Origin of the sequence: Caballeronia grimmiae, from assembly GCF_022879615.1 — a bacterium.
Classification (GTDB): domain Bacteria; phylum Pseudomonadota; class Gammaproteobacteria; order Burkholderiales; family Burkholderiaceae; genus Caballeronia; species Caballeronia grimmiae.
Map to the genome: position 1 here is coordinate 1,719,924 of NZ_CP084271.1, position 18,685 is coordinate 1,738,608.

At 61.4% G+C, this 18,685-nt stretch carries 28 protein-coding genes; all 28 read right to left on the minus strand.

What is annotated here, in order from left to right; all coding sequences use genetic code 11:
• A complete protein-coding gene (locus LDZ21_RS08210) occupies window positions 1–585 on the minus strand; it encodes a tail assembly protein (protein WP_244792642.1) in 585 nt (194 codons plus the stop codon).
• The gene (locus tag LDZ21_RS08215) at window positions 582–1,328 is read right to left on the minus strand and encodes a C40 family peptidase (RefSeq protein ID WP_244792644.1); all 747 of its coding nucleotides are present in this window, start codon (window positions 1,326–1,328) and stop codon (window positions 582–584) included. The genes LDZ21_RS08210 and LDZ21_RS08215 overlap by 4 nt, the downstream gene beginning before the upstream one ends.
• Complete coding sequence (locus LDZ21_RS08220) at window positions 1,328–2,005, minus strand: phage minor tail protein L (protein WP_244792646.1); 678 nt, start codon at window positions 2,003–2,005, stop codon at window positions 1,328–1,330. Before LDZ21_RS08220 ends, LDZ21_RS08215 begins: the two co-directional genes overlap by 1 nt.
• The gene (locus LDZ21_RS08225; RefSeq protein WP_244792648.1) at window positions 2,002–3,282 is read right to left on the minus strand and encodes a tail fiber domain-containing protein; all 1,281 of its coding nucleotides are present in this window, start codon (window positions 3,280–3,282) and stop codon (window positions 2,002–2,004) included. Before LDZ21_RS08225 ends, LDZ21_RS08220 begins: the two co-directional genes overlap by 4 nt.
• Before the next feature lie 6 nt (window positions 3,283–3,288).
• A complete protein-coding gene (locus LDZ21_RS08230) occupies window positions 3,289–3,630 on the minus strand; it encodes a phage tail protein (RefSeq protein ID WP_244792650.1) in 342 nt (113 codons plus the stop codon).
• Window positions 3,630–6,323, minus strand: coding sequence for a phage tail tape measure protein (locus LDZ21_RS08235; protein ID WP_244792652.1), 2,694 nt, complete (start codon window positions 6,321–6,323; stop codon window positions 3,630–3,632). Before LDZ21_RS08235 ends, LDZ21_RS08230 begins: the two co-directional genes overlap by 1 nt.
• Entirely contained in the window at window positions 6,313–6,747 is a 435-nt protein-coding gene (locus LDZ21_RS08240; protein ID WP_244792654.1) for an HK97-gp10 family putative phage morphogenesis protein, read from the minus strand. The genes LDZ21_RS08235 and LDZ21_RS08240 overlap by 11 nt, the downstream gene beginning before the upstream one ends.
• Window positions 6,740–7,066 carry a phage tail assembly protein T gene (locus LDZ21_RS08245; protein ID WP_081850903.1) on the minus strand — a complete coding sequence of 109 codons (327 nt, stop codon included), beginning with the start codon at window positions 7,064–7,066 and terminating at the stop codon, window positions 6,740–6,742. The genes LDZ21_RS08240 and LDZ21_RS08245 overlap by 8 nt, the downstream gene beginning before the upstream one ends.
• A gap of 14 nt (window positions 7,067–7,080) precedes the next feature.
• Entirely contained in the window at window positions 7,081–7,452 is a 372-nt protein-coding gene (locus LDZ21_RS08250; RefSeq protein WP_244792656.1) for a hypothetical protein, read from the minus strand.
• A gap of 13 nt (window positions 7,453–7,465) precedes the next feature.
• Entirely contained in the window at window positions 7,466–7,894 is a 429-nt protein-coding gene (locus LDZ21_RS08255; protein ID WP_035964401.1) for a phage tail tube protein, read from the minus strand.
• Window positions 7,895–7,898: 4 nt separating this feature from the next.
• Window positions 7,899–8,252, minus strand: coding sequence for a DUF3168 domain-containing protein (locus tag LDZ21_RS08260; protein WP_244792658.1), 354 nt, complete (start codon window positions 8,250–8,252; stop codon window positions 7,899–7,901).
• Entirely contained in the window at window positions 8,245–8,577 is a 333-nt protein-coding gene (locus tag LDZ21_RS08265) for a phage head closure protein (RefSeq protein ID WP_244792660.1), read from the minus strand. Before LDZ21_RS08265 ends, LDZ21_RS08260 begins: the two co-directional genes overlap by 8 nt.
• On the minus strand, window positions 8,574–8,930 hold the full coding sequence (locus tag LDZ21_RS08270; RefSeq protein ID WP_244792662.1) for a head-tail connector protein: 357 nt from the start codon (window positions 8,928–8,930) through the stop codon (window positions 8,574–8,576). Before LDZ21_RS08270 ends, LDZ21_RS08265 begins: the two co-directional genes overlap by 4 nt.
• Window positions 8,931–9,128 (minus strand): hypothetical protein, encoded by a 198-nt coding sequence (locus LDZ21_RS08275; RefSeq protein ID WP_244792664.1) that lies wholly within the window; start codon window positions 9,126–9,128, stop codon window positions 8,931–8,933.
• 56 nt (window positions 9,129–9,184) lie between these two features.
• Window positions 9,185–10,420: a phage major capsid protein gene (locus LDZ21_RS08280; protein WP_244792666.1), complete on the minus strand. Its 1,236-nt coding sequence runs from the start codon at window positions 10,418–10,420 to the stop codon at window positions 9,185–9,187.
• Window positions 10,421–10,428: 8 nt separating this feature from the next.
• Complete coding sequence (locus tag LDZ21_RS08285; protein WP_244792668.1) at window positions 10,429–11,127, minus strand: HK97 family phage prohead protease; 699 nt, start codon at window positions 11,125–11,127, stop codon at window positions 10,429–10,431.
• On the minus strand, window positions 11,124–12,416 hold the full coding sequence (locus LDZ21_RS08290) for a phage portal protein (RefSeq protein WP_244792670.1): 1,293 nt from the start codon (window positions 12,414–12,416) through the stop codon (window positions 11,124–11,126). The genes LDZ21_RS08285 and LDZ21_RS08290 overlap by 4 nt, the downstream gene beginning before the upstream one ends.
• A complete protein-coding gene (locus tag LDZ21_RS08295) occupies window positions 12,413–14,128 on the minus strand; it encodes a terminase large subunit (RefSeq protein WP_244792672.1) in 1,716 nt (571 codons plus the stop codon). Before LDZ21_RS08295 ends, LDZ21_RS08290 begins: the two co-directional genes overlap by 4 nt.
• Before the next feature lie 6 nt (window positions 14,129–14,134).
• Complete coding sequence (locus LDZ21_RS08300) at window positions 14,135–14,614, minus strand: phage terminase small subunit P27 family (protein ID WP_244792674.1); 480 nt, start codon at window positions 14,612–14,614, stop codon at window positions 14,135–14,137.
• Window positions 14,615–14,783: 169 nt separating this feature from the next.
• Window positions 14,784–15,137, minus strand: a complete 354-nt coding sequence (locus LDZ21_RS08305; RefSeq protein WP_244792676.1) for an HNH endonuclease — start codon at window positions 15,135–15,137, stop codon at window positions 14,784–14,786.
• Window positions 15,137–15,601 (minus strand): hypothetical protein, encoded by a 465-nt coding sequence (locus tag LDZ21_RS08310; RefSeq protein ID WP_244792678.1) that lies wholly within the window; start codon window positions 15,599–15,601, stop codon window positions 15,137–15,139. Before LDZ21_RS08310 ends, LDZ21_RS08305 begins: the two co-directional genes overlap by 1 nt.
• Window positions 15,602–15,740: 139 nt before the next feature.
• On the minus strand, window positions 15,741–16,235 hold the full coding sequence (locus tag LDZ21_RS08315; RefSeq protein WP_244792680.1) for a hypothetical protein: 495 nt from the start codon (window positions 16,233–16,235) through the stop codon (window positions 15,741–15,743).
• Between the two features lie 13 nt (window positions 16,236–16,248).
• Window positions 16,249–16,836: a hypothetical protein gene (locus LDZ21_RS08320; RefSeq protein ID WP_244792681.1), complete on the minus strand. Its 588-nt coding sequence runs from the start codon at window positions 16,834–16,836 to the stop codon at window positions 16,249–16,251.
• Window positions 16,836–17,093, minus strand: a complete 258-nt coding sequence (locus tag LDZ21_RS08325; RefSeq protein ID WP_244792683.1) for a hypothetical protein — start codon at window positions 17,091–17,093, stop codon at window positions 16,836–16,838. The genes LDZ21_RS08320 and LDZ21_RS08325 overlap by 1 nt, the downstream gene beginning before the upstream one ends.
• A gap of 52 nt (window positions 17,094–17,145) precedes the next feature.
• Window positions 17,146–17,487, minus strand: coding sequence for a hypothetical protein (locus tag LDZ21_RS08330; protein ID WP_244792685.1), 342 nt, complete (start codon window positions 17,485–17,487; stop codon window positions 17,146–17,148).
• Window positions 17,475–17,906 (minus strand): nuclease domain-containing protein, encoded by a 432-nt coding sequence (locus tag LDZ21_RS08335; RefSeq protein WP_244792687.1) that lies wholly within the window; start codon window positions 17,904–17,906, stop codon window positions 17,475–17,477. Before LDZ21_RS08335 ends, LDZ21_RS08330 begins: the two co-directional genes overlap by 13 nt.
• Window positions 17,903–18,271: a DUF4406 domain-containing protein gene (locus LDZ21_RS08340; RefSeq protein WP_244792689.1), complete on the minus strand. Its 369-nt coding sequence runs from the start codon at window positions 18,269–18,271 to the stop codon at window positions 17,903–17,905. Before LDZ21_RS08340 ends, LDZ21_RS08335 begins: the two co-directional genes overlap by 4 nt.
• Window positions 18,268–18,678, minus strand: a complete 411-nt coding sequence (locus tag LDZ21_RS08345; RefSeq protein WP_244792691.1) for a hypothetical protein — start codon at window positions 18,676–18,678, stop codon at window positions 18,268–18,270. Before LDZ21_RS08345 ends, LDZ21_RS08340 begins: the two co-directional genes overlap by 4 nt.
• Between the last annotated feature and the right edge of the window lie 7 nt (window positions 18,679–18,685).

Sequence of the window (18,685 nt, forward strand, 5' to 3'; positions counted from 1 at the left end):
TCAGGCCTGATCTTCCGCGTAGATGCCCGCGCTGATCACCTTCGAGCCGACGCGCATGCGGCCGTAGACGATCGGCACGCAGTCGCCTTGTGCGGCGCTGTTGACCGGGCCATTGAAGTAATAGGACGTGCCGTTGTCACCGCTCGTGCTCGCGAGGCCGGTCGTCTGCGGGCTCAGCATCTGAATGACGCCGCCCAGCGCCATCGACGCGCCAAGCCCGATCAGTTGAGCGCCCCACGGCTGACCGTATGCGCTCGCAACCGCGCCGACGACGACCATGGCGGCGCCGAGGATCGTCTGGAAGAGGCCGCCGCTCTTGCTGCCAATGAGAATGGGTGCGATGCGGACCTCTTCATCGCCGACCGGATGCGGCAGTTCGTCTTCCGCGAGGTTGCGGCGGCCGTTGAACACCGCGAACGTGAGCCCGTTATCCTTCGCGGTGAGCATGAAACTGCGGAAGCCAGGCAGCAGGACGCCGAGAGCGTGCACCGCCTCCGACGTCGAAACGACCGCGAGCCGATGCACTCGCCCGAAGCGTGCGCCGAGCACCCCATACAACCGGATGGTTCGAAGCTTGTCGCTCACGCTGCATTCCCCTTGTATCGAAGCACCGTGCGCAGCGAGTGCGCCCACATGCCGCCCCAGACTGTCCGACCCGACAGGCGTCCGTACATGTGATGCAGCATGATGTTGTCACCCAGATAGATGCCTGCGTGATTCGGCACCTTGCTGCGGATCTGCATTAGCAGCACGTCGCCCGGCTGCAACTCTGCGTCTTGGCCGACGTCGACGAAGCCGGCCGCGGCGAAGTTGTCCATGTAGAGGTTCGACTGGCCGTCTTCCCACCACTTCTCAGCGCGCTCGAAATCCGGCAATTCGATGCCGCGCTCGAGGCGATACCAGTCGCGAACGATGCCGTAGCAGTCGAGCGTGCCGTGCGCCCACTCTCGGCCGACGAGCGGCGCGACGTAGCCGCTGGGACCAAACTCGCACCAGTCTTCGGCAGCGACGGCGCCATCGCCCTGAATACCGAGGGAGATGATCACCCACTTGTCCACACCGCTCTTTTCGGCCATCGCCTTGTCCGCCATGCTTGGCCGCGCCGGAGCGCCCGGATGCGAGTGAACGACGGCGACGATCGGCCCCGTGTCTTCCGCGAGCGAATAGTCCTCCGCCGACATCACGAAATGCTCTTCCGGCGCGCCCGCAACATTGCGGCACGGCACATAGCGCTCGGCACCGTCGTGCAAGACGACCAGCCCGCAGCACTCGCGCGGGTACGCCGCGAGCGCGTGATCCGCGATCGCTTTCTTCGTCTCTTCGTTCATCAGGAAAGGGTGTCGCTGAGAAAGCCGCCGAAGCTGAGCGGCTCGTTGACGCCGAAGCGGCATTCGCAGCCGCTGATTCGTTTGCTGCACCGGTCGAGCGCGGGATCGCTCACCGGTTGGTCGTTCGCATCGAAATAAGCGGTGCCCGTGTAGCCGCAATTCGCGTCGCGGTATTGCCACTGGCAGATCGTCACGATCTGGCGCGCCGGCAGCTGCTGGCCGCCGAAGTCGAGCGCGCTTGACAGCGTGAACTCCACCTGCGCGTTCGTCTCGCTGCTTTTCTGCTCGATGTACCAGAGCTCGGTCGCCATCTCTTGGGTCGGGTCCGCCGTCGGATTGCCGCCCGGAAAGTTGACCGCGTCGAGATACTTGCTCAGCGTGCGCCGCCGGCGAACCTTCGCCCCGACCATGTCCGCGAGATAGACGCACAGCGCCGAAATCGTGCCGTCGACGTTCGCGACCGTTAGCTTCGGCTCTGGTTGCTGCGCGTCGGATGTGTGCTCGAAGCCGGTCGCTTGAATAGGCCACGGCTTGTATTCGTTGCCCTGCCAGAAGATCGATGCGGCTTGCAGGTGCCCTTGGAAGCGAAGCAAGTCGCCACCGATCGCGGTGCAGTCGACCTCAAACAACTCGATCAGCCGACCCGGCTCTAGCTGCTGAATGTCGGCCGTAATCATGCTGGGGCCTTAGCTTCCAGGGCGGAGATACGGGCGAGGGCGGATTGCAGGGCCGCGTCCGTTTCTAACAGACCTTGCAGAAGTACCGCCGCGAGGTTGTCGTACTTGAATGTAAGGGCGGGGCGGGATGCGGGCTTACCATTTGGCCCATAGATCTCGTTGCCGTCATCGTCGTACTGGTGCGCGATGAAATCGCCGTCCTCGTCAATTTCGGGACCGTTTGTTTCTACAAGCTCGGGAAAATCGTCTACCCACTCCTGTGCGATAACGCCGATTTGGGGGCTGTTATCTGACTTGAGAAGGTATCTCGCTCCGCGTTTTGTCCGAAGCCTGGGCATTACGCCGGTTAGCGAAACCACGTCCCGCTTAAGGGCCGCGTCAGAACCTACCGGGAAGGAAGACGCTGTAAAAGAGGTATAGGAGGATGCGTTCCAGTTTACTGCGTCCAATCCGCCCGCAGAATTTGAGCGAAGTTGCGCCGCAGCCGAGTTTCCGTTGCCGCTGAATCCGAGATGCGCGTAACCCGCCCCCAAGCCCTGCAGCCACAAGTTCGCACCTGTGTAGGTCCCTGAGGCCGCAACAGAGCATATCGGCGTAGCCGTGAAGGTCTTTTGGCCGCCGATAGACATTGCGGTGGCGTTGTCCACGAAATAGCCGATACCGGTGGCATCGATCGCGTAGAACAGCCCTTGCGCCGTCCACTGCACCGTAACCGCGTTGTTGGAGCTTTTTACCGGCTGTACAAGGTTCGCGCTATCCCAGGGAGTTGCGCCCGCGAACTTTGGCCGCGTTGAGAATCCGCCCGTAGCCGTAATCGCGCCGGTTACTGACAGCGTCCCGTTTACAACCTCGTTATCCGAGTTTGACCGCCCCCGCATCAGAGCGCCCCAATAATGCACGCCGTCCGTATCCATCAAGACGGATTCCCCTGGGTTCAGTCGGGACACCGCGACCGAGTCTCCAGAGCCAGCCGTTATAGCAAGCGTAACAACCGTGGTGCCGACGTTCCGCAAGTGGATCACCTGGTCCGCCGCGCACGTCGACGCTGCTGGGACATTGATCGTGCCCGCGCTCGCGAGGTTAATGTTCACCCGCTTGCCTACATGCGCATTCGTCAACGCCTGTGCGCTGGTGATCGTCGCGGCAGCGCTGGCGAGAGCGATCTGCGTGTTGAGGACATCGACGTTCGCATTCACCTTCGTGTTTGCGACGCGCACGGTGTCGCCGTCAACCGCCGTCGGCGGAGTGCCGAGGTTGACTTTCTGAAGAGTAGCCATCGAGTTTTATGGTGCGAAAGTTTGATCGAACGTTGCCGTGATCGTGTAGACGTCGCCGTCACGCGTCGGCTCGGAGAATGATTCGCAGGTGAAGAGCGCGGGCGCGGCCCAGAGCAGCGGCGTCCAATAGAAAGCGGCTGCGCCGGCGTGCGCGCGAAGGAACGCGAGGATCGCGCTGATCTTCGTGGCGTCGCCGACGAACTGCAGGCTGAAGGTAGACGCCGCGCTGTTCAAGCCATCGGCCACGCGCTGCGCATAGCCATCGCCGAACTGCGCCTTGCGGACCTTCAGCGTCGTGCTGCCCGACGAGTTAGAGACCGTAGGGGCCCAGGTGAACGTGTCTGCCATTACGCCACCCCGTTCTGCATCTTCCAGAGCGCTCCGCCCTGACGTCGCTCGTTATTGATCACCGCCTTGATTGCTGCCGTGATCTTCTTCTGCATTTCTGCCGCGCCCGACGCATTCGAGCCAGCGTCGCTGCCGCCCTGCACCGTCACCGGCGCTGAGACGTTGATGTCGCCGCCGGTGCCGGCCGGCGCGACCGACGACGCGGCACCGACGTAGCCGCCCGATGCGAACCGCGCGACGTTATGCACCGCCGCGCCGTTGTTCATCGCGTACAGGTTCGAGACGCCGATCCGCTGGACTGCATCGGCGGTCAACACGAACTCGCCATTGCTCAGTCTCGCCGGAATGCTGTCGCTGGTGCCCGTGCCCGGCCCTGTGATGAGGCCGCCCGCTGCCTTCGCAACGCCCACCGCCGCATCGCCACCGCCGAAGAAGTTGAAGGCGCTGAGCGCCGCCTTGGCGATCAGCGATTCCGCCTCGATCTTTACGAAGCCGGAAACGATGCTCTTCACAAAATCGCCGAATGACAGCTTCCCGTCGACGACGAAGTTGGTGATAGCGTCGCCCAAGTTGGCGATGGCGTTTTGCGCCGTATTGTTGGCCGTGGAGGCAAGGTCGTTCGTCTTGTCGATGATGTCCTGCAAGCCGCCCTTCGCGCCAGCCACCCAATCTTTGTTCGCCACGTCGGTCTGCGCGAAGAAGTTCGTCGTCTCGTCGCGGCGCGCGTCGTAGCGCTTATTGATCGATCCGCGCTCCTCGGTGTCTTGCGCAGTTCCGTCGAGCCGCGCATCGACCGCCTTTTTCTGCCACTCGGCCAGTTCCTTCTGCCGCTCGGTCTCGATGTTCAGCAACTCGACTTGACGTTGCCGCTCTTTCGTTCCGAGGCTCATCGTGTCGAGCTGGATCTTGTGCTGCGCGGCGATCGCTTCGTTCTGGTCGGCAATCTTTAGGTTTGTCTCGTACGCTTCCTGATTCAGCTTCGACTCACGAGTGCGCAGGTCGAGTTGCTTTTCCAGCGACGCGTTAAGACTGTATTGCGCCAGCAGTTCGTTCTGGTGCGCGAGCACACTTTGCTGCGCCTTCGTCAACGTCTTGCCAGCGTAGCCGTCGATTTCAGCCCGAAGTTCTACTTCCTTCGCCGCCCATCCGGTCAGCTTCTCCTGCCCGCTGAGGGAAGCTTCGAGCGACGCCTGCGCCGCCTTGGCCTGGTCCATCAGCGAGTCAGCGTGACTTTCCTGATAGACCTTCGGCGCGTTGTCGCCTTTGGAGAAATTGATCTGCCCCGTCGGCGTCGCGCCATGGCTTTCGCCACCTGGCACCGTATTGCCCCACAGCCGCGACATGAAGTCGGCGTAGCCCTGCCCCTGCTTCTTCAAGTTGTCGAAGCCGACCTGGGCCGCCGCCGATGCCAGCTTGAACTGTCCCGTCAGGCCGTACCCGACGACCGTTGCAAGCGTTGCCACGACTTCGGCAGTCTGTTCGAAGCCGATCACGAGCGTCGCGACGGCAGTTGCCGCGCTCTTCATGATCAAGGCGACGCCCGAATAGAAGTCGTTCAGCAGCGGCTTCAGCGCAACGTTGTCGGCAAGCGCGTCGGTCAAGTTAATGATCGTCGGCAGCAGCGCGGTCTTCGCCGAAAGCGTGAGCGCCTCCATCTTGGCGTGAGACAGCTCTAGCTGCTCTTGCAGCGCGGACAGCTGCGCGATCGTCTTGCTGGAAAGCACCGCACCGACTTCCGTCGCGGTCACGCCGAGTTGCGCGAGCCGCGCCGAACCCTGGTCGAGCAGCGGAATAAGGTTCTTGCCCGACGTTCCGAACAGCTCGTTCGCCACCGCGGCTTTACCCGCGCCGTCTGCGCTCTTCGCGAACGCGTCGGCGACCCGCGCGAGCAGGTCTTCGGGTGAAGCAGTTTTGAGCGTCTTCAGGCTGATGCCGACCGCCGAAAATGCGGCGGCCGCATCCTTGTTTCCGTGCTGCGCCTCGTTCTGCGCTTTGGTCAGGTCAGCAAGCGCGTCGGCTGCATCTTTCGTCTCGACACCAACAGTCTTAGCCGCGAAGCCGAATTTCTGCACATCGTCGGTCGAAAGCCCCGTCTGCTTCGAAATCTTCTCGACCGTTTCACCGTAGGTGGCGAGTTCTTCCCGCGCGGCGAACGTCGAGTGAGCCGCAATCGCGAGCACGCCGACGAATGCCCCGACGCCGAGCACGACCGGATTCAGCAGCATGTTGAACGCCCCGGTCGCCTCCGCCATCACGAGCAGCGAGCCGGCGAACTGCTTGTAGTTGCCCTGCGACAGCTCGTGTCCGAGCACCAGCAGCTCGCGCTTCGCCGCCGAAGACTCAAGGCTGAAGCTATGCGTATGCTCCGACGCCTTGGCGATCTGGTCGATGTATGGCTTCACCGAATCCGACAGGCCGAGATTCGCGGCGCGCATGGCCAGAATCTCGGCGCGAGACTTCCCCGCCGTCGACGCATTCTTCAGCAACGCGTCGGTGAATGACTTGACTGCACGCGCGCTCGCGTCCGAGCCGCTCGCGGCTGCCTCGGCGATCGCATCCTGCGCGAGCGCCGTGCGCTTGGCCATGTCGGCCTGGGTGTTGATGAACGCGTTGGCCGACTTGCGCGCCTTCTCAAGCTCGGCGGTATAGCCGGATGCATCGGCTCCTACCTTAACGACGGTTTCATTCGCCACGCCCGGCCTCCTTAGCCTTCTTCTGGATCACTTCGATGACGGCGTCTGCCGCCGCCCGCTTCTTCGCTTCGAATGCCGGCCGCAGGAACGGCTTCGCCGCGGCGTGCGACGTTCCGAACTCGACGAACCGGCCATAGAAGGCGTCCTTCGACCACGTCACCAGGTAGATGGCGAGGTGGCCTTCGATTGATTCTTCTTTGTCATACGCAATCAAAATCGACCGCTTCAGCGTGCCGGGCACATGCTGCGTTCCCTTGCGCTCGTATGCGGTGCCAATCGGCGCGCGCATCCGCACTTCTGCATGGATCAGGCGCGCGCCGGCGACGGCCGCCTGCCGAAGGACTTCCTCGCTGGCGATGGTGCCGAGCCGATCGAGATAGTCGGTAAGCGCCGTCGGGTTGACGACCTCGATCTTTTTAGTCATTCCGGTTCCGCTTGACCTTGAACTTCTTGCCCTTCGCTTGCGAAAGGTCGATTCCGAACATCGCGAGAGCGACGAAGCGCGCCTGATCCTTGGGATCGTCGAACAAAACTTCCTTCTTCGGCTGCTTCACCCACGGCATGAAGTCCGCCGGCTCGAACGCCTTGGTCTTCGGGTCGCGGTGGATGTTCGCGGTGGTCGCCGCCAGCATCCCCATGCGGATGTCCGCTATGCGATCGCCGAACGGCTCGATGTTGTAGAAGGCCATCCAGTCAGCGAACTCAACGCTGGTTATCTCGCGTTGAGCTCGCGCGACTGACATTCCGAGCGCGAGCGCTAGGCGGTGCCAGAAGATCCGTTCCGGATGGCGTCGGAGTTTTTTTCAGCTTCCTGCGTTTGCGTCGCGCCAAGTGCGTTGACCTTCGTGCACGCAAGGCCGATCCGACGAACGGTTTCGGCGCTCATGCCGCGCAGAGTGTCGAGATCGGCGGTCGTGAACATCGGCTCGCCCTTGTCGTCAACGACCGTGGCGACGATCACAGCAGAGAAATAGACGCTGTCGCTGGTGCCCTGCTCCTGCAGCGTCTTCTGCAGCGCGTCGCGCGCGAAGCCGTCCATTACTTTGACGCGGATTTCGCCGAGGCCTTCGACGTTGACGGTCTCGATTGGCGGTTGTGCCAGAGCGAGGAGTTGCTCTTTCGTCAGCATGGACGGACGCTCCTTAAGCCGCCGCCGGCGTGACATCGATGTCGCCGGAGATCTTGATCGCAACGGTGCCCTTCACGACAGCATCGACGCCAGCGGTGATCGGGAACGACTTCACGTAGCCTTCGAATTCGATGGTCGTGCCATCGCTCAAGAGCACCTGGTACTGCGATACCACGCCGGAACGCTTGTCAGCGAGCAGAGCCGCGTGACTGGCTTCCTTCATGTTGACGTTGATGTCGAACGACACCGTGTCCCAGTCCTGCAGCCCTTGGCGGTACTCCTTCGCGGTGCTGTCGAAGTCGGTGACGTCGATGTCGCTCGCGGAGCCCGAGAAACCGTTGAGATTGGAAACGTTCTTGACTGCGGTCCACACCGGCGTCTGCGTCGTGCCGGTGTTCTTCGAGATCTTCGTGCCTTGCGACGAAATTGCGGTGCTGGTCATGGGTTCACTCCTGATACCAGATTGAGAAATCCTGCTGACTGCCGTAAAGCTTCGTGTCGTCTTCGTAGACGCTCACCGGCGCGCCAATCGGCACGCCTTGCACAGGTTCGGCAGTCAGCGCAGCACGAACCTGTTTGATGATGCTTGCCGCTTCGCTCCGACTGTTGGACCAGACCGAAACCTGCATGCGGCTGTTTTGCAGCGTGTCGGCGCCGTCGAACGTCGTTTCGTCCGTCCCGCCGACGCTCTGATAGACGATGTATGGCTTAACCGGGCTCGCAGGCGCGACGTCCGGATAAACGCGGCCACCGGCGAGCGTCTTCAGCGCGCCGTATGTAATCGATTCCGCGCTAGCCATTGTTCGAGCCGGTGCTGCATGCCAGGTCCGTGTAGTCGCGAGCGGCGACGTTCGGAAGCGGCTGCAGGATGTTGAAAATCACGCCATCGACGATCGCGCGCATGCCGTTCGTGATGTCCGTGCGATACCGAATGCGGATGCTCGCCGTCGCACTGCCGACGTCGGCGTTCGCCTGGACGGTTTCCTTGCCGCTGAGCATGCGCACGTTGCCCCAGACGGTAGCGACCTCTGTCCAGCCGTCGACCTGCTGCCCGAGATCGTCGATGCCGCCGCCGTTGCGCTCGATACGCACGCGCCGGTTGAGGTCGCCCGCGCGCAGTGTCATACGCCGAGCCCAGCGCGGTACGGAAACAGCAACTGCTTCGAGCCAGCGGGCAACTCCGCAACCGACGCGCCGACAACCGTGTCCTCTCGGTTCGCGTACAACCGACCGAGAATGAGCAAGATTGCTGCGCGCACCGCGTCATTGATGACGATCGGATCGTCGCCAGCGGTGCCGTCGAGAACTGCGGCTGCCATGTCATCGGGTGTTGCGTAGATCTTGCGGTCGAGATAGTCGGATGCGGACTGGATCGCCGCGCTGATATAGAGCGCAATGATGTCGTCCTCAACGCCCGCGTCCACGCGCAGATGCGCGAGCGCTTGCGCGGTAGCGATGATGGGCGTCTGATCGGCCATTTACTTCGCTGCCTTTGCCTTGTTCTCGGCTTCCGGCGCCTTTTTATTGCTCGGCGCGGCGGCTGCCTTCTCACTGACTTCGGAAACCAGCCCCACGCGCTTGAGTTCCCGCGCGCGCATCTCCGACACCTCGATGACATCGCCGCGTTTTACGTAGCCTTCTTGGCCTTCGAACGCCTTCTCTGCCTTCACTTTCATGTCAGCCTCCCGAGATTGAGGGCGGAGCGCGCCGCGCGCGCCCCGCGCAACTCCGATTACGCCGCGGCGAAGGTGCCGTGCACGAACGATTCGGGACGATAGACAGCCATCGCCAGACGCTCCTCGGCGCGGATCGTCACCATGTTCTTGGTGAAGTTGTCAGCGTCTTCTGTCGACACTTCGACGGCGGCGTCTTCACGGTCGAAGACCTGCGCCGCCATGTCGAACGCACCGACGAGGAACTCGCCCTCGGCGATCGCGGTCGAGTCGACCACCGGCAGACGCCACATGCGTTGCTGGCCCCCGTCCTGGACGTTCACCCAGATGTACTGGCCGGTCGTGTCCTTCTGAAGCTCCATAGCTTCCCAGTCGACAGGGTTGAGCACGATGCCCGTCGCGCGATATTCGGCGAGGCGAACCTGAAGGATTGCGTGGCGCAGCGTGTCGATCGGCGTGTCGCCGGTCTTGCGACGCGCGTCGTTGAACGCGGTGGCTTGCGGGATCAAGCCGAGGATGTTCTGACCGGTGCCATCGCCCGACAGGAGCTGCGCCTCTTCGACGTACTTCAGGCCGTAGATCGCGCGACCGTTGATGTAGCTCTGAAGCAGCGGCACGTCGGCGAGGACCTGCTTCGATGCACGGAACCAGTGAGCGAGCGTCTTGACGGTCGTCGTCTTGAGCTCGAACGACAGGTCGGATTGCGGCTTCTGCGTACCTTCTGCAACCGGTGCCGCAGAGTTCGTGAAGCCGCTCTCTTGCACGTACTCGATCGCGTTCGAACCGGTGCGGCCCGGCATGATGAGGTCACGCACGACGAACTGACGAAGCGCCGGTCCCTGCACGCCCGCGAGACGATCCGGAGCGATCGCGACACCGACGCCGCCTTGACCGCTGGTCGCGCTCGTGATGTTCGAAACGGCCTTGATATTCAGACGGGCAGTGCCGCGACCCTTTTGCGCGAATGCCTTGAAGTCGTCCGACTCGGTCATCATCTCGCCGATCGACTTGACGACGTTGTCTTCGCCGCCGCCGCGACGCGCGAGCTTTTGCTCCAGCTCGAGGATGCGCGCATTCGCCTTAATGCCTTCTTCCGACAACTTCTCGAGCGCGGATTTCGTTTCGCCCGCGACCTTGCCGGTCTCCTTAATCTCGTTCGCGGCTTTCTCGCACCACGACTTGATTTCCGAGTCGCGCTCCTTCAGGGAGTCGACCAGACCCTTGATTTCGAGCTTGTCGTCGGCGCCGCCGGCGTTCTTACGTGCGAAATCGCGCGGATATTCGATTTTTTGCATGATTTTCCTTACTTAAAGGACGGGAGTTGAGGTGCCTTGTATGCGTCGAGGAGACTCGACAAGGCCGGGGTTTCGCTGTCGTCCCCGGACTCACTCCGGAGCAGGTGCTTCAAGCCGCGGTTAGCGATGACCGCTGCCTGCGATTTCGAGAAGCCTGCCTCGCGCAGGAACCGCTCGAACTCGGAAAGGGACGGGATACCGCCGTGCGCGATGACCGATTTGACGGCCTCGATGCGCGCTTCGGGGTTCGCCGGATTCGTGACGATGCTGATTTCGACAAGGTCGAGTTCGTTGAGCGTGCGCTCACCGGTTTTCTCGTTGTAGCTAGAGTTGATGACGTAGTAGCCGATCGACAGGCCGGTGATAGCCTTCGCCTTCATACCGCGGTACGCGATCTTCGCGTTCGGGGCATCGTCGAGCCACAGCTCACCGTCGCCGAAGAGGCCGTAATCGTCCTCTTTCAGGCCCGACCAGGAACCGATCGGCGTATTCGTGTTGTGCTGCCAGAGAATCGGGAGCGCGCGGCCGCTCGCCTTCAGTTGTGCGAGGCTCTTTTCGAACGCGCCGGGCGCGACGATCTCGCCGTAGCTGTCGACGTTGCCGAAAACCGAGCCGTAACCGGAGAAGTGGCCCGAGTCGTCGACCGATTTGACGTTGAGATCGAATGCGCGGACCTTATAGCCGCCCTTTCCGCTCTTGCGATTCATTTCTGCTCCTGGCTGAGCCAATTCTTGAGTGCGTCTTGCGCGGTCGCGGCGTCCGACTGCTCGCCGAGCTTATCGATCGGCAGAAGCGCCGACTGGACAGTCAGAACGTCTGCGTTTCCGCCTTTCTTCGCCTTGTTTTCCATCACGCGGCACTCATCGCGCGTGTAGATGCCGTTGTTGACCATTTGCGAATAGAAGGCCGCGCGCCCCGCGCTGTCAGCACGCAGAAGCCCTTCGACGGCGAACTCTGCGTAGTACGTCAGCCGCTCGGCAGGGCTTAAACAGCCCTTCTTGATGGTTTGTTCGATGCGGGTCAGCCACGGACGCAGCGAAAAGGTAAGGAACCCGATCATTTGCTGCTCAATTCCGGTTCCCCAGCTAGTCGATTTCTCGCTGTGCCCGACCATAAAGGGAGGCACTCGGAACCACCGGCAGATCTCTTCGACGTTGAAGGCCTTCGTCTCAAGCAACTGAACGTCGCCTGGGTTCATCGTGATCGCCTGGTACTTCATTCCTGCCTCGAGCACCATCGTCTTTCCGGCCTGCATCGCCCCGCCGAACTGCTCGGTAAGGTCCGTGCGAATCTCAGTGCGCTTGTCTTTAGGCAGAATCTGCTCAGTCGAAAGCACGCCGGACGGCCGCAGGCCATTTCGAAACACGCTGCTGCTCGTCTTATTGGCCGCAGTCGCGTTACCGAAGATCTCAGCCGCGTACGCGATCACCGACAAGCCCATCCATCCATTGAGGCTGAATCCCCGAAAGTGAAGCACGTCGTCCTCGGTCAGAACGGTGCTGGTCCCGTCAACTTCCGAGTACGTGTATTGCAGCTGGCCGGTGCTGAGTCGCTTAACGTCCGTGCGGCTCGGAAGCATCAGATCAAGACCGATGATCCGACCGCCTGCTCGCATCTTCCGCGCGTACCCGTTACCTCTTAGCAGCATCGACGCGACAATCACCTCCCAAAACTCCACAGCGGTGTTATCGGCGTTCGGCTGGTTGTGCAGAAGTCCGTATAGCGGATGATTCGTCGCGACTGTGCGAGTGCCATCGGTTGCTTTCGCGTACAGGTTCAACGGCAATGTCGCGATCGTCTCGGCGATCAGGCGAACACATGCCCATGCCGCCGACAGTTGCAGGGCAGAATCGACCGTCACGGCTTCGCCGCTAGATGACTGCGCACCGCTGAAGGCTGCCCAGAAGCTCCCATCGGTCAGTGAAATGGGCACGCCAAGCCACTTCAGGACGCTCGCCTTGATGCGCCCCGGCGACTTTTGCTTGCTCTCTTTCATACGATGATCGGACTCGATAGAAAATCGCTAATTGAACCTTCCTGACCTTCAAGCATGGCGCGGCCTATAGCCATAATTAGCGCCACTGCGCCGTCAATCTTGTTGTCGTTGCCCTGCTTGATCGGGCGCACGACGTCGTCGTTGCCCGGCAGGTTCTTTCCGACCACGTTGCTCACGCACCAGGTCATGATCGGATTGCCGTCGTGATGGAACCGGCCCGACGTGATAGCGGCCTCCAGTTCCTTCATCGGATCGGACATGTTCGTGTAGTTCTGGATGATGGTTACCGGCGTCAGGCCTTCGTCTTCGAGCTGGTGCGCGAGATTCGTCGCGCCGTGCGGGTCCATTGGCACGCACTGCACGGGACAAATGTGATTCGACAAAACCGCTTCGTGCTGGATGTCGCGATAGTCGATTTCCGCACCCGCCGTCTCGAACAGATGGCCCGTGTTCACCCACTTCTGATACCGCTCGGCCATGCGGCGGTTCTCGGTGTTCTTAACCGTCTCTTCCGGCACCCAGAAGCGCGGCGCGACGCTGTAGTAGTGCCGCCGGCCGTCGATGTCGCGCCAGAAGAGCCGCGCCATGCTGTTTAAGTCGAGCTTCCGCGCCAAGTCGAGCGACAGGATGCAGTCCTGCCCCTCGAAGCGCTCGAGCGTGAGCGTCGCGTCCTCGCAGTTCTTCCAGTCTTCGAGGTTGAAATAGCCAGCTTTCGCCGACGTCCACACGTTCAGATGCTTCGTTTTGAACGTGTTCGTGAAGCGCGCGGACTTGATCGCGCGCTGCTGTTGGCTTTCCAGATAGTCCTGATAGACCGAAATGCCGATATTCGGGTTGGCTTTCGCCAGCACGCGCGGGTCTGTCCAGTCGTCGCCATCGTCGATCGTCCAGATCCAGCCGAAAAGCTCGTCATCGGGCACCGTGCCCTCGAGCATTTCGATCGTCTGGCGCCGCTTGTCGTAGCACGGCCCTTCGATATTCGCGCCGGCCGTCGTGATGATGAACATCAGCGGTTGCCGCCGCGCGCCCATGCCGGTCAGCATCGTTTCGTAAAGCGCCGAGCTGTCGTGCTCGTGATACTCGTCGACGATCGCGCAGGATGGCGACGCACCGTCACCGGGGTTGCCGATCAACGGCTCGAAGCGGCTGCCGTCCTCCGGCTTGTTCATGTTCGAGGCGTTCACCTCGATGCCCGCGGCCTCGATGAGCAACGGCGAGCGCTTCACCATCAGCCGCGCGGGCCTAAAAACTTCCCACGCCTGCTTTTCCGTCGTCGCGCCCGCATAAACTTCGGCGCCGAACTCGTCGTCGAGCACGAACATGCCGATGCCGACTCCGGCCGCGATGACTGATTTGCCGTTCTTCCGCGGCACTTCCCAGTAGCTTTCGCGGAATCGCCGCTTCCCGGTGCGCTTGTTCAGCCAGCCGAACGTGCACATCAGGCCGAATTTCTGCCATGGCTCAAGCGTGACGAGCTGGCGTTTGAACGCCCATTCGCCCTTCGTGTGCGGCATCAGCTCGATTAGCGCTAGCTTCTTCTCAGCCGTCGCAGCGTCGAACTTCCACTTGAAATCCTTCTTCCTGCTCGCCGCGAGGTCGTCGAGATGCCGCTGACATGCGAGCACGACGAGGCGACCCGCCGGGCGCTTGCCGCGCACGACGTCGCGCGCGAACTGGAGCCCTTGCTCCACGCGCGGATACGTTGTTGCCATCGTGATTTAGCTGCCGAGCAGCGCGCCGAATGGGTTGTCGGGCTTCTTGTTGCCGCCGCCCACCATGTTCTGACGGCTCGACGGGTCCAGGCCGAGCAGCGCGCCGAACGTCGCCATCTGCCGCGCAGCCTCGTTTTGGATCGTCGCGGCCGGGTTTTTCATCGGCGCGCCCTGCGCGCTCAACACGACAAGGCCGTTATTGCGAAGATCCTCGCTCGCGAGCCGGTGTCGCCCGTACGCTTCACAGAAGAGTTCGAGGTTGTGCAGATCCGTGACCTGCACGATCTTGTGCTTACAGAGCGAAGGCGCGACGCGCTCCCACATCTCTGCGGCGTACCCGGCGATCCACGCAGGGCACTCGATATTCGTGACTTGCCCATAATCCGGCTCGTCTTTATTTAACGCCCGCTTGCCCGGATTGCCGGCCAGTTCCTTTTTGGCCGTGGGCTTGGCGCGGCGCCCGGAGCGGCCTTTAACTCCGGCCATTTTCCTCTCCGTTTGCAACCATTTTCGGCGGTTCGCCGTTGTAATTTCTACGCGCGGTCACGCGACGCGGGCGGAAAATCGATTTTCATATTTCGCGGTCGTGATAATTCGACGGAACGGTCGGTCCCAAGCCGGTTCCGGCTGGACTTTTCCTACACCCCTACCGTCGTCATCGCCGCTCGCTGCCCGTCTTCGTGGCGTGGCACGGCTTACAGATCGACTGCAGGTTGTCGTCGTCATCGGTGCCGCCTTGGGCCTTGGGCACGATGTGATCGACCTCTGTCGCGACCGTGACGCGGCCTGCTCGACGACAGACCTGACACAGGCCGCAATCGCGCAACAGGATCCGCTCGCGACGCTTGACCCATGCATTGCCGTATCCGCGCGCGTGGCGATTACCGCGCACCGCATCAGGCTTCCACTTCACATCCTCGCCTGCATGCTGCTCGCAATACGACTTTCCACCAGGCACGAGAGCGCCGCACGCCCGATGCTTGCAGGGGCGCATTGGTCGGACGGGCATCAATGAATCTCGGCGAGCCTGCCTTGGACAGCGATAAGCGCTGCGCTAGCAAAGCCAGTGATAATGTCCTCTTTGAAACCATGCACTGGGTCGAGAGGCGTTTGCACGTCTGTTGTCCCATCAAATGAGATGAAGCCGTCGTGTCGGACGATGATAGACAGATAGCATTCACCGGTCGGCTTGCCGTCTACCACGTCAAACAGTCGCACTCTGCCATATAGCGTCCGAGCTGCGGTTCCCGGATGGAACACATGATCGCGTACGGTTACTAATGGTCTAAGGTGAGCCTCAATACATAGCTCTGAGGCATGCCCTCCCGGCGCTGACTTCCGAGTGAGGCCGTAAGCGTGGAACTGTTGGTCGGCCGCATCGCTCTTCAGCAGATCAACGAGGTTCTGCATCCAATCGTTTATCTGTTGCGCGTTGCGAAGTTGCCGACGTGCTTGGATTGCTTCAGTGACCATTCTTCGCCTCTCGTCGAAAAAGACAAGAGTCTAGGTCAAGTCGTGCTCGAAAACAAAAAGCCTGCGAGGCTTTCACCTAGCAGGCTTTCTGCAGGCCACTTGGGCCCGACCTAGTCAAGATAGCAAATCGCAGATTGGTTTACAAGAGAAATTTCACGGCAGATGCAAGCCGTAGCGCGCCTACGACGAAGCAGCCTATGGAGATGGCCCCGGTGACCCAATTCGGTATCGCCAGCCATTTTGCGAACCCGAGTTGTTTTTTGTCAAATGGTTGAGCGTTGGACACCCAGAAGCCTATTGTGCGGGACATCTTTCCGACTGCCAACGTGCTTGAAATATATGCGAACAGCATCGTAAAGAGCGCGAGCGTCAATCCGATCATGAACCACGCAGCAGCAGAAATAGCCGCCGGACGTAGGGCTGTATCAAGTGAACCGAAGAGCGCAGTCACTCCAGCCAAACCAGCGCCGTTGACGATTGCAAGATGACGAAGAAGCTCGAGGCCCATGTTCAACGAGCCCTCCAACATGGCGATGAGCGTGTCGCTCAGCATAGCCTGCAGCCACTGCCTGGGTTCATCAGGCAAAGCCTCGAAGTACCCCGGCCTTTTTTGATTTTCTGGTTGTTGAGGCATCTAAGTTATCTCGTCACGCTAGCGCATTGTCAGGAACCTTGATCATACCCCGCCGCCTCAGCAACGGAAGTAACGCGAATTTCGCCTCCTGATACAGCACGTGCATCTGCTCAACATCTAGGCGGGCGTTGCGCCACACTTTGACGCCAGCAACCTTGTTCCGCATGTGACACTGGATTGATGCACGCTGCTGCCACGTGAGAGTGTCGACGCACAGGTCGATCTGCTCTGCCTGCTTGGCGCGCGCGCGGCGTTCGGCTGCTTCGGTGCGCTCGTCGATGTCCAGGTAACGATCGTTTTCTGCAAAGCCGCGGCACGACGGGTCAACGCGGCCAGCGCCGAGGTTGGGCATGTAGCTGGCCTGCCACGCATACCAACCGGTGAGCAGTTCTTCGATCTGGTTGCTTTCGTCGAGCGTCATGGGCTTTTTCTCCGAGTACGCGCCGCAGCGCTTTCCGTGTTTCTTGTCGAGCGCGCAGGCCATGCGCGTCGTTCCTGCAATTGAAATCTGCTCTTCATGGCGGCATGCGTGACACGACCGACTCTGCTTTGCGATCGCCGCCTCCAGCGGATCGCGATAAGCGCCGAGCGGGCGCGCCATCACATCTCCACCCGAAAGGAAAGACTCCAGTGGCAAAGCCAACTGATGAGTTGGTCGCGGATCTCCGGCGCGCGCGGGAACGGAAACCGGATCTCGCCGTCGTCCTGCTCAATGCCGGTCAGCGGGCAGCCGATGAATGCGATCAGCTTGCCGCCCTCTTCAACGCGCCGCGCTGCGTTATCTATCAGCGGTCGCGGGACGTCGGTTGTCTCGATGTAGGCGTATGCGCTCACTTCTGCTCCGAAGGCTTCGTCCAATCGCGGCGCTTGATGCCGAGCGCGTAATACATCGCGTCGAAGTTGTCGGGAATCATGCGGCCTCCTTGCTCACGTCCATTTCTTCCAAGCCGCTCGCGAGGAACGGCGCCAATGTCTTTGCGTTGTGTTTGATCAGAGCGCGCGTGCGGTAAATGCCCGGCTCGATCCAGGCGGGATCCAGAATCGGTATCCCCTTGCGGTTGTCTTCCGGGATCCATGCATCGACCAAGACATACGGCAGGAGCCGGTTTTGAATCTTCGGCAGTGCAACTCGGTACACGGTCGTTTCGATCAGGAAGTCCGACGTCACTCTCTCGGGCGCATAGCGACGGCCGCTGCGAGAGCGCGGCGTGCGCCAGTGAGTGGTGCTGGGAATGTAGATCAGGCATCGCATTCGTCTTCCTCTTTCAAACCCATCTTTGCGGCGCGCACGGGCTGCCACGCCTCATACGCGCGATCCCACGTTTCGAATTTCTCCGCACGCGGAGCCTTTCCTTGATCGATCCACGAGTGGCACGCCATGCAGCCCGGCACCGTGAACTCGTGTTTCGCTTTGAGGCCTGCGCCCTTTCCGTGGCGTGCTTGATTGCTGTGCGCCGGCACGACCGTCTCCGCGCCGACACAGACGCCCGGCACGCGCAGAAAGCACTGCTCGCCGCGGCACGCGTCCAAGTACTTCGACCCTTCGGCGACGGTCGGCTTCTTCACGCGACGCTTCATCGTCGTTCGACGCAGCGTCGTCGCGCGATCGGCCAGCGGCCAAGCTGACCGCTTCATCGGCGTCTTGCGTGCGAGCGGTGCCGATCGCTTCACGCGGCCTCCGCTTGGTCGAGCAGCTCGACGACGGCGTCTTGCGAGATGACCGGCATGTCGCCGGCGAGGCCAACGATGTGGCGCGCCTGGTACACGCGCAGGCCGAGTCCTCGCGCGAGCGCGTGCTCGACGGTCGCGCCGCGCGACTGATCCCAGCCAGGCAGCAGTGCAATGCCGTCGCACGTCACGAGTTCGCGGATGTCTGCGCGCATGCACGTCAACCAGTCTGGATTCGGGCCAACATCTATTTCTGCCGGGTTCACGATCTCGTAACCGAGTGCGCGCAGACGCGCCGCTTCGGCATGGAAGGCCGGGAAGTTCAGTTCGGCATAGCCCGACATCGGACCTGCGATATACAGTTTCATGCTGCAGCCCTCCCAACTAAGCACATGGCGTTGATGCCAGCGACGAGCGCGGCGATATGAGGGGCCAACACGCACTCGTCGGCGGCTGCGCGGGGCGCGATTTCGGCTGAAGGCGGAAACGCTTTGCCAGTCCACTTGTACATAGCCGGTTCGCGCCCATGGCCCGCCGTTATGACCATCTGGCGCGTCTGCACGACGTAGCCTTGATTGATGAGCGTCGTGAAAACGTGTTTCGTGACGTCACGCGACTTCTCGAGTTCATCGGCGACCGCAGCGACAGATGCTTCTCGGCGCCGGCGCAGGGACTCCAGCACTAGCCGCTGGCTCAGCGGCATGATCTTGTGGGTCCGCTTCGGCCTTGCCCGCTTGGTCAGGTCTTGGCGGGCGTAGTTTTCAATGCATCGCATAGTCGAT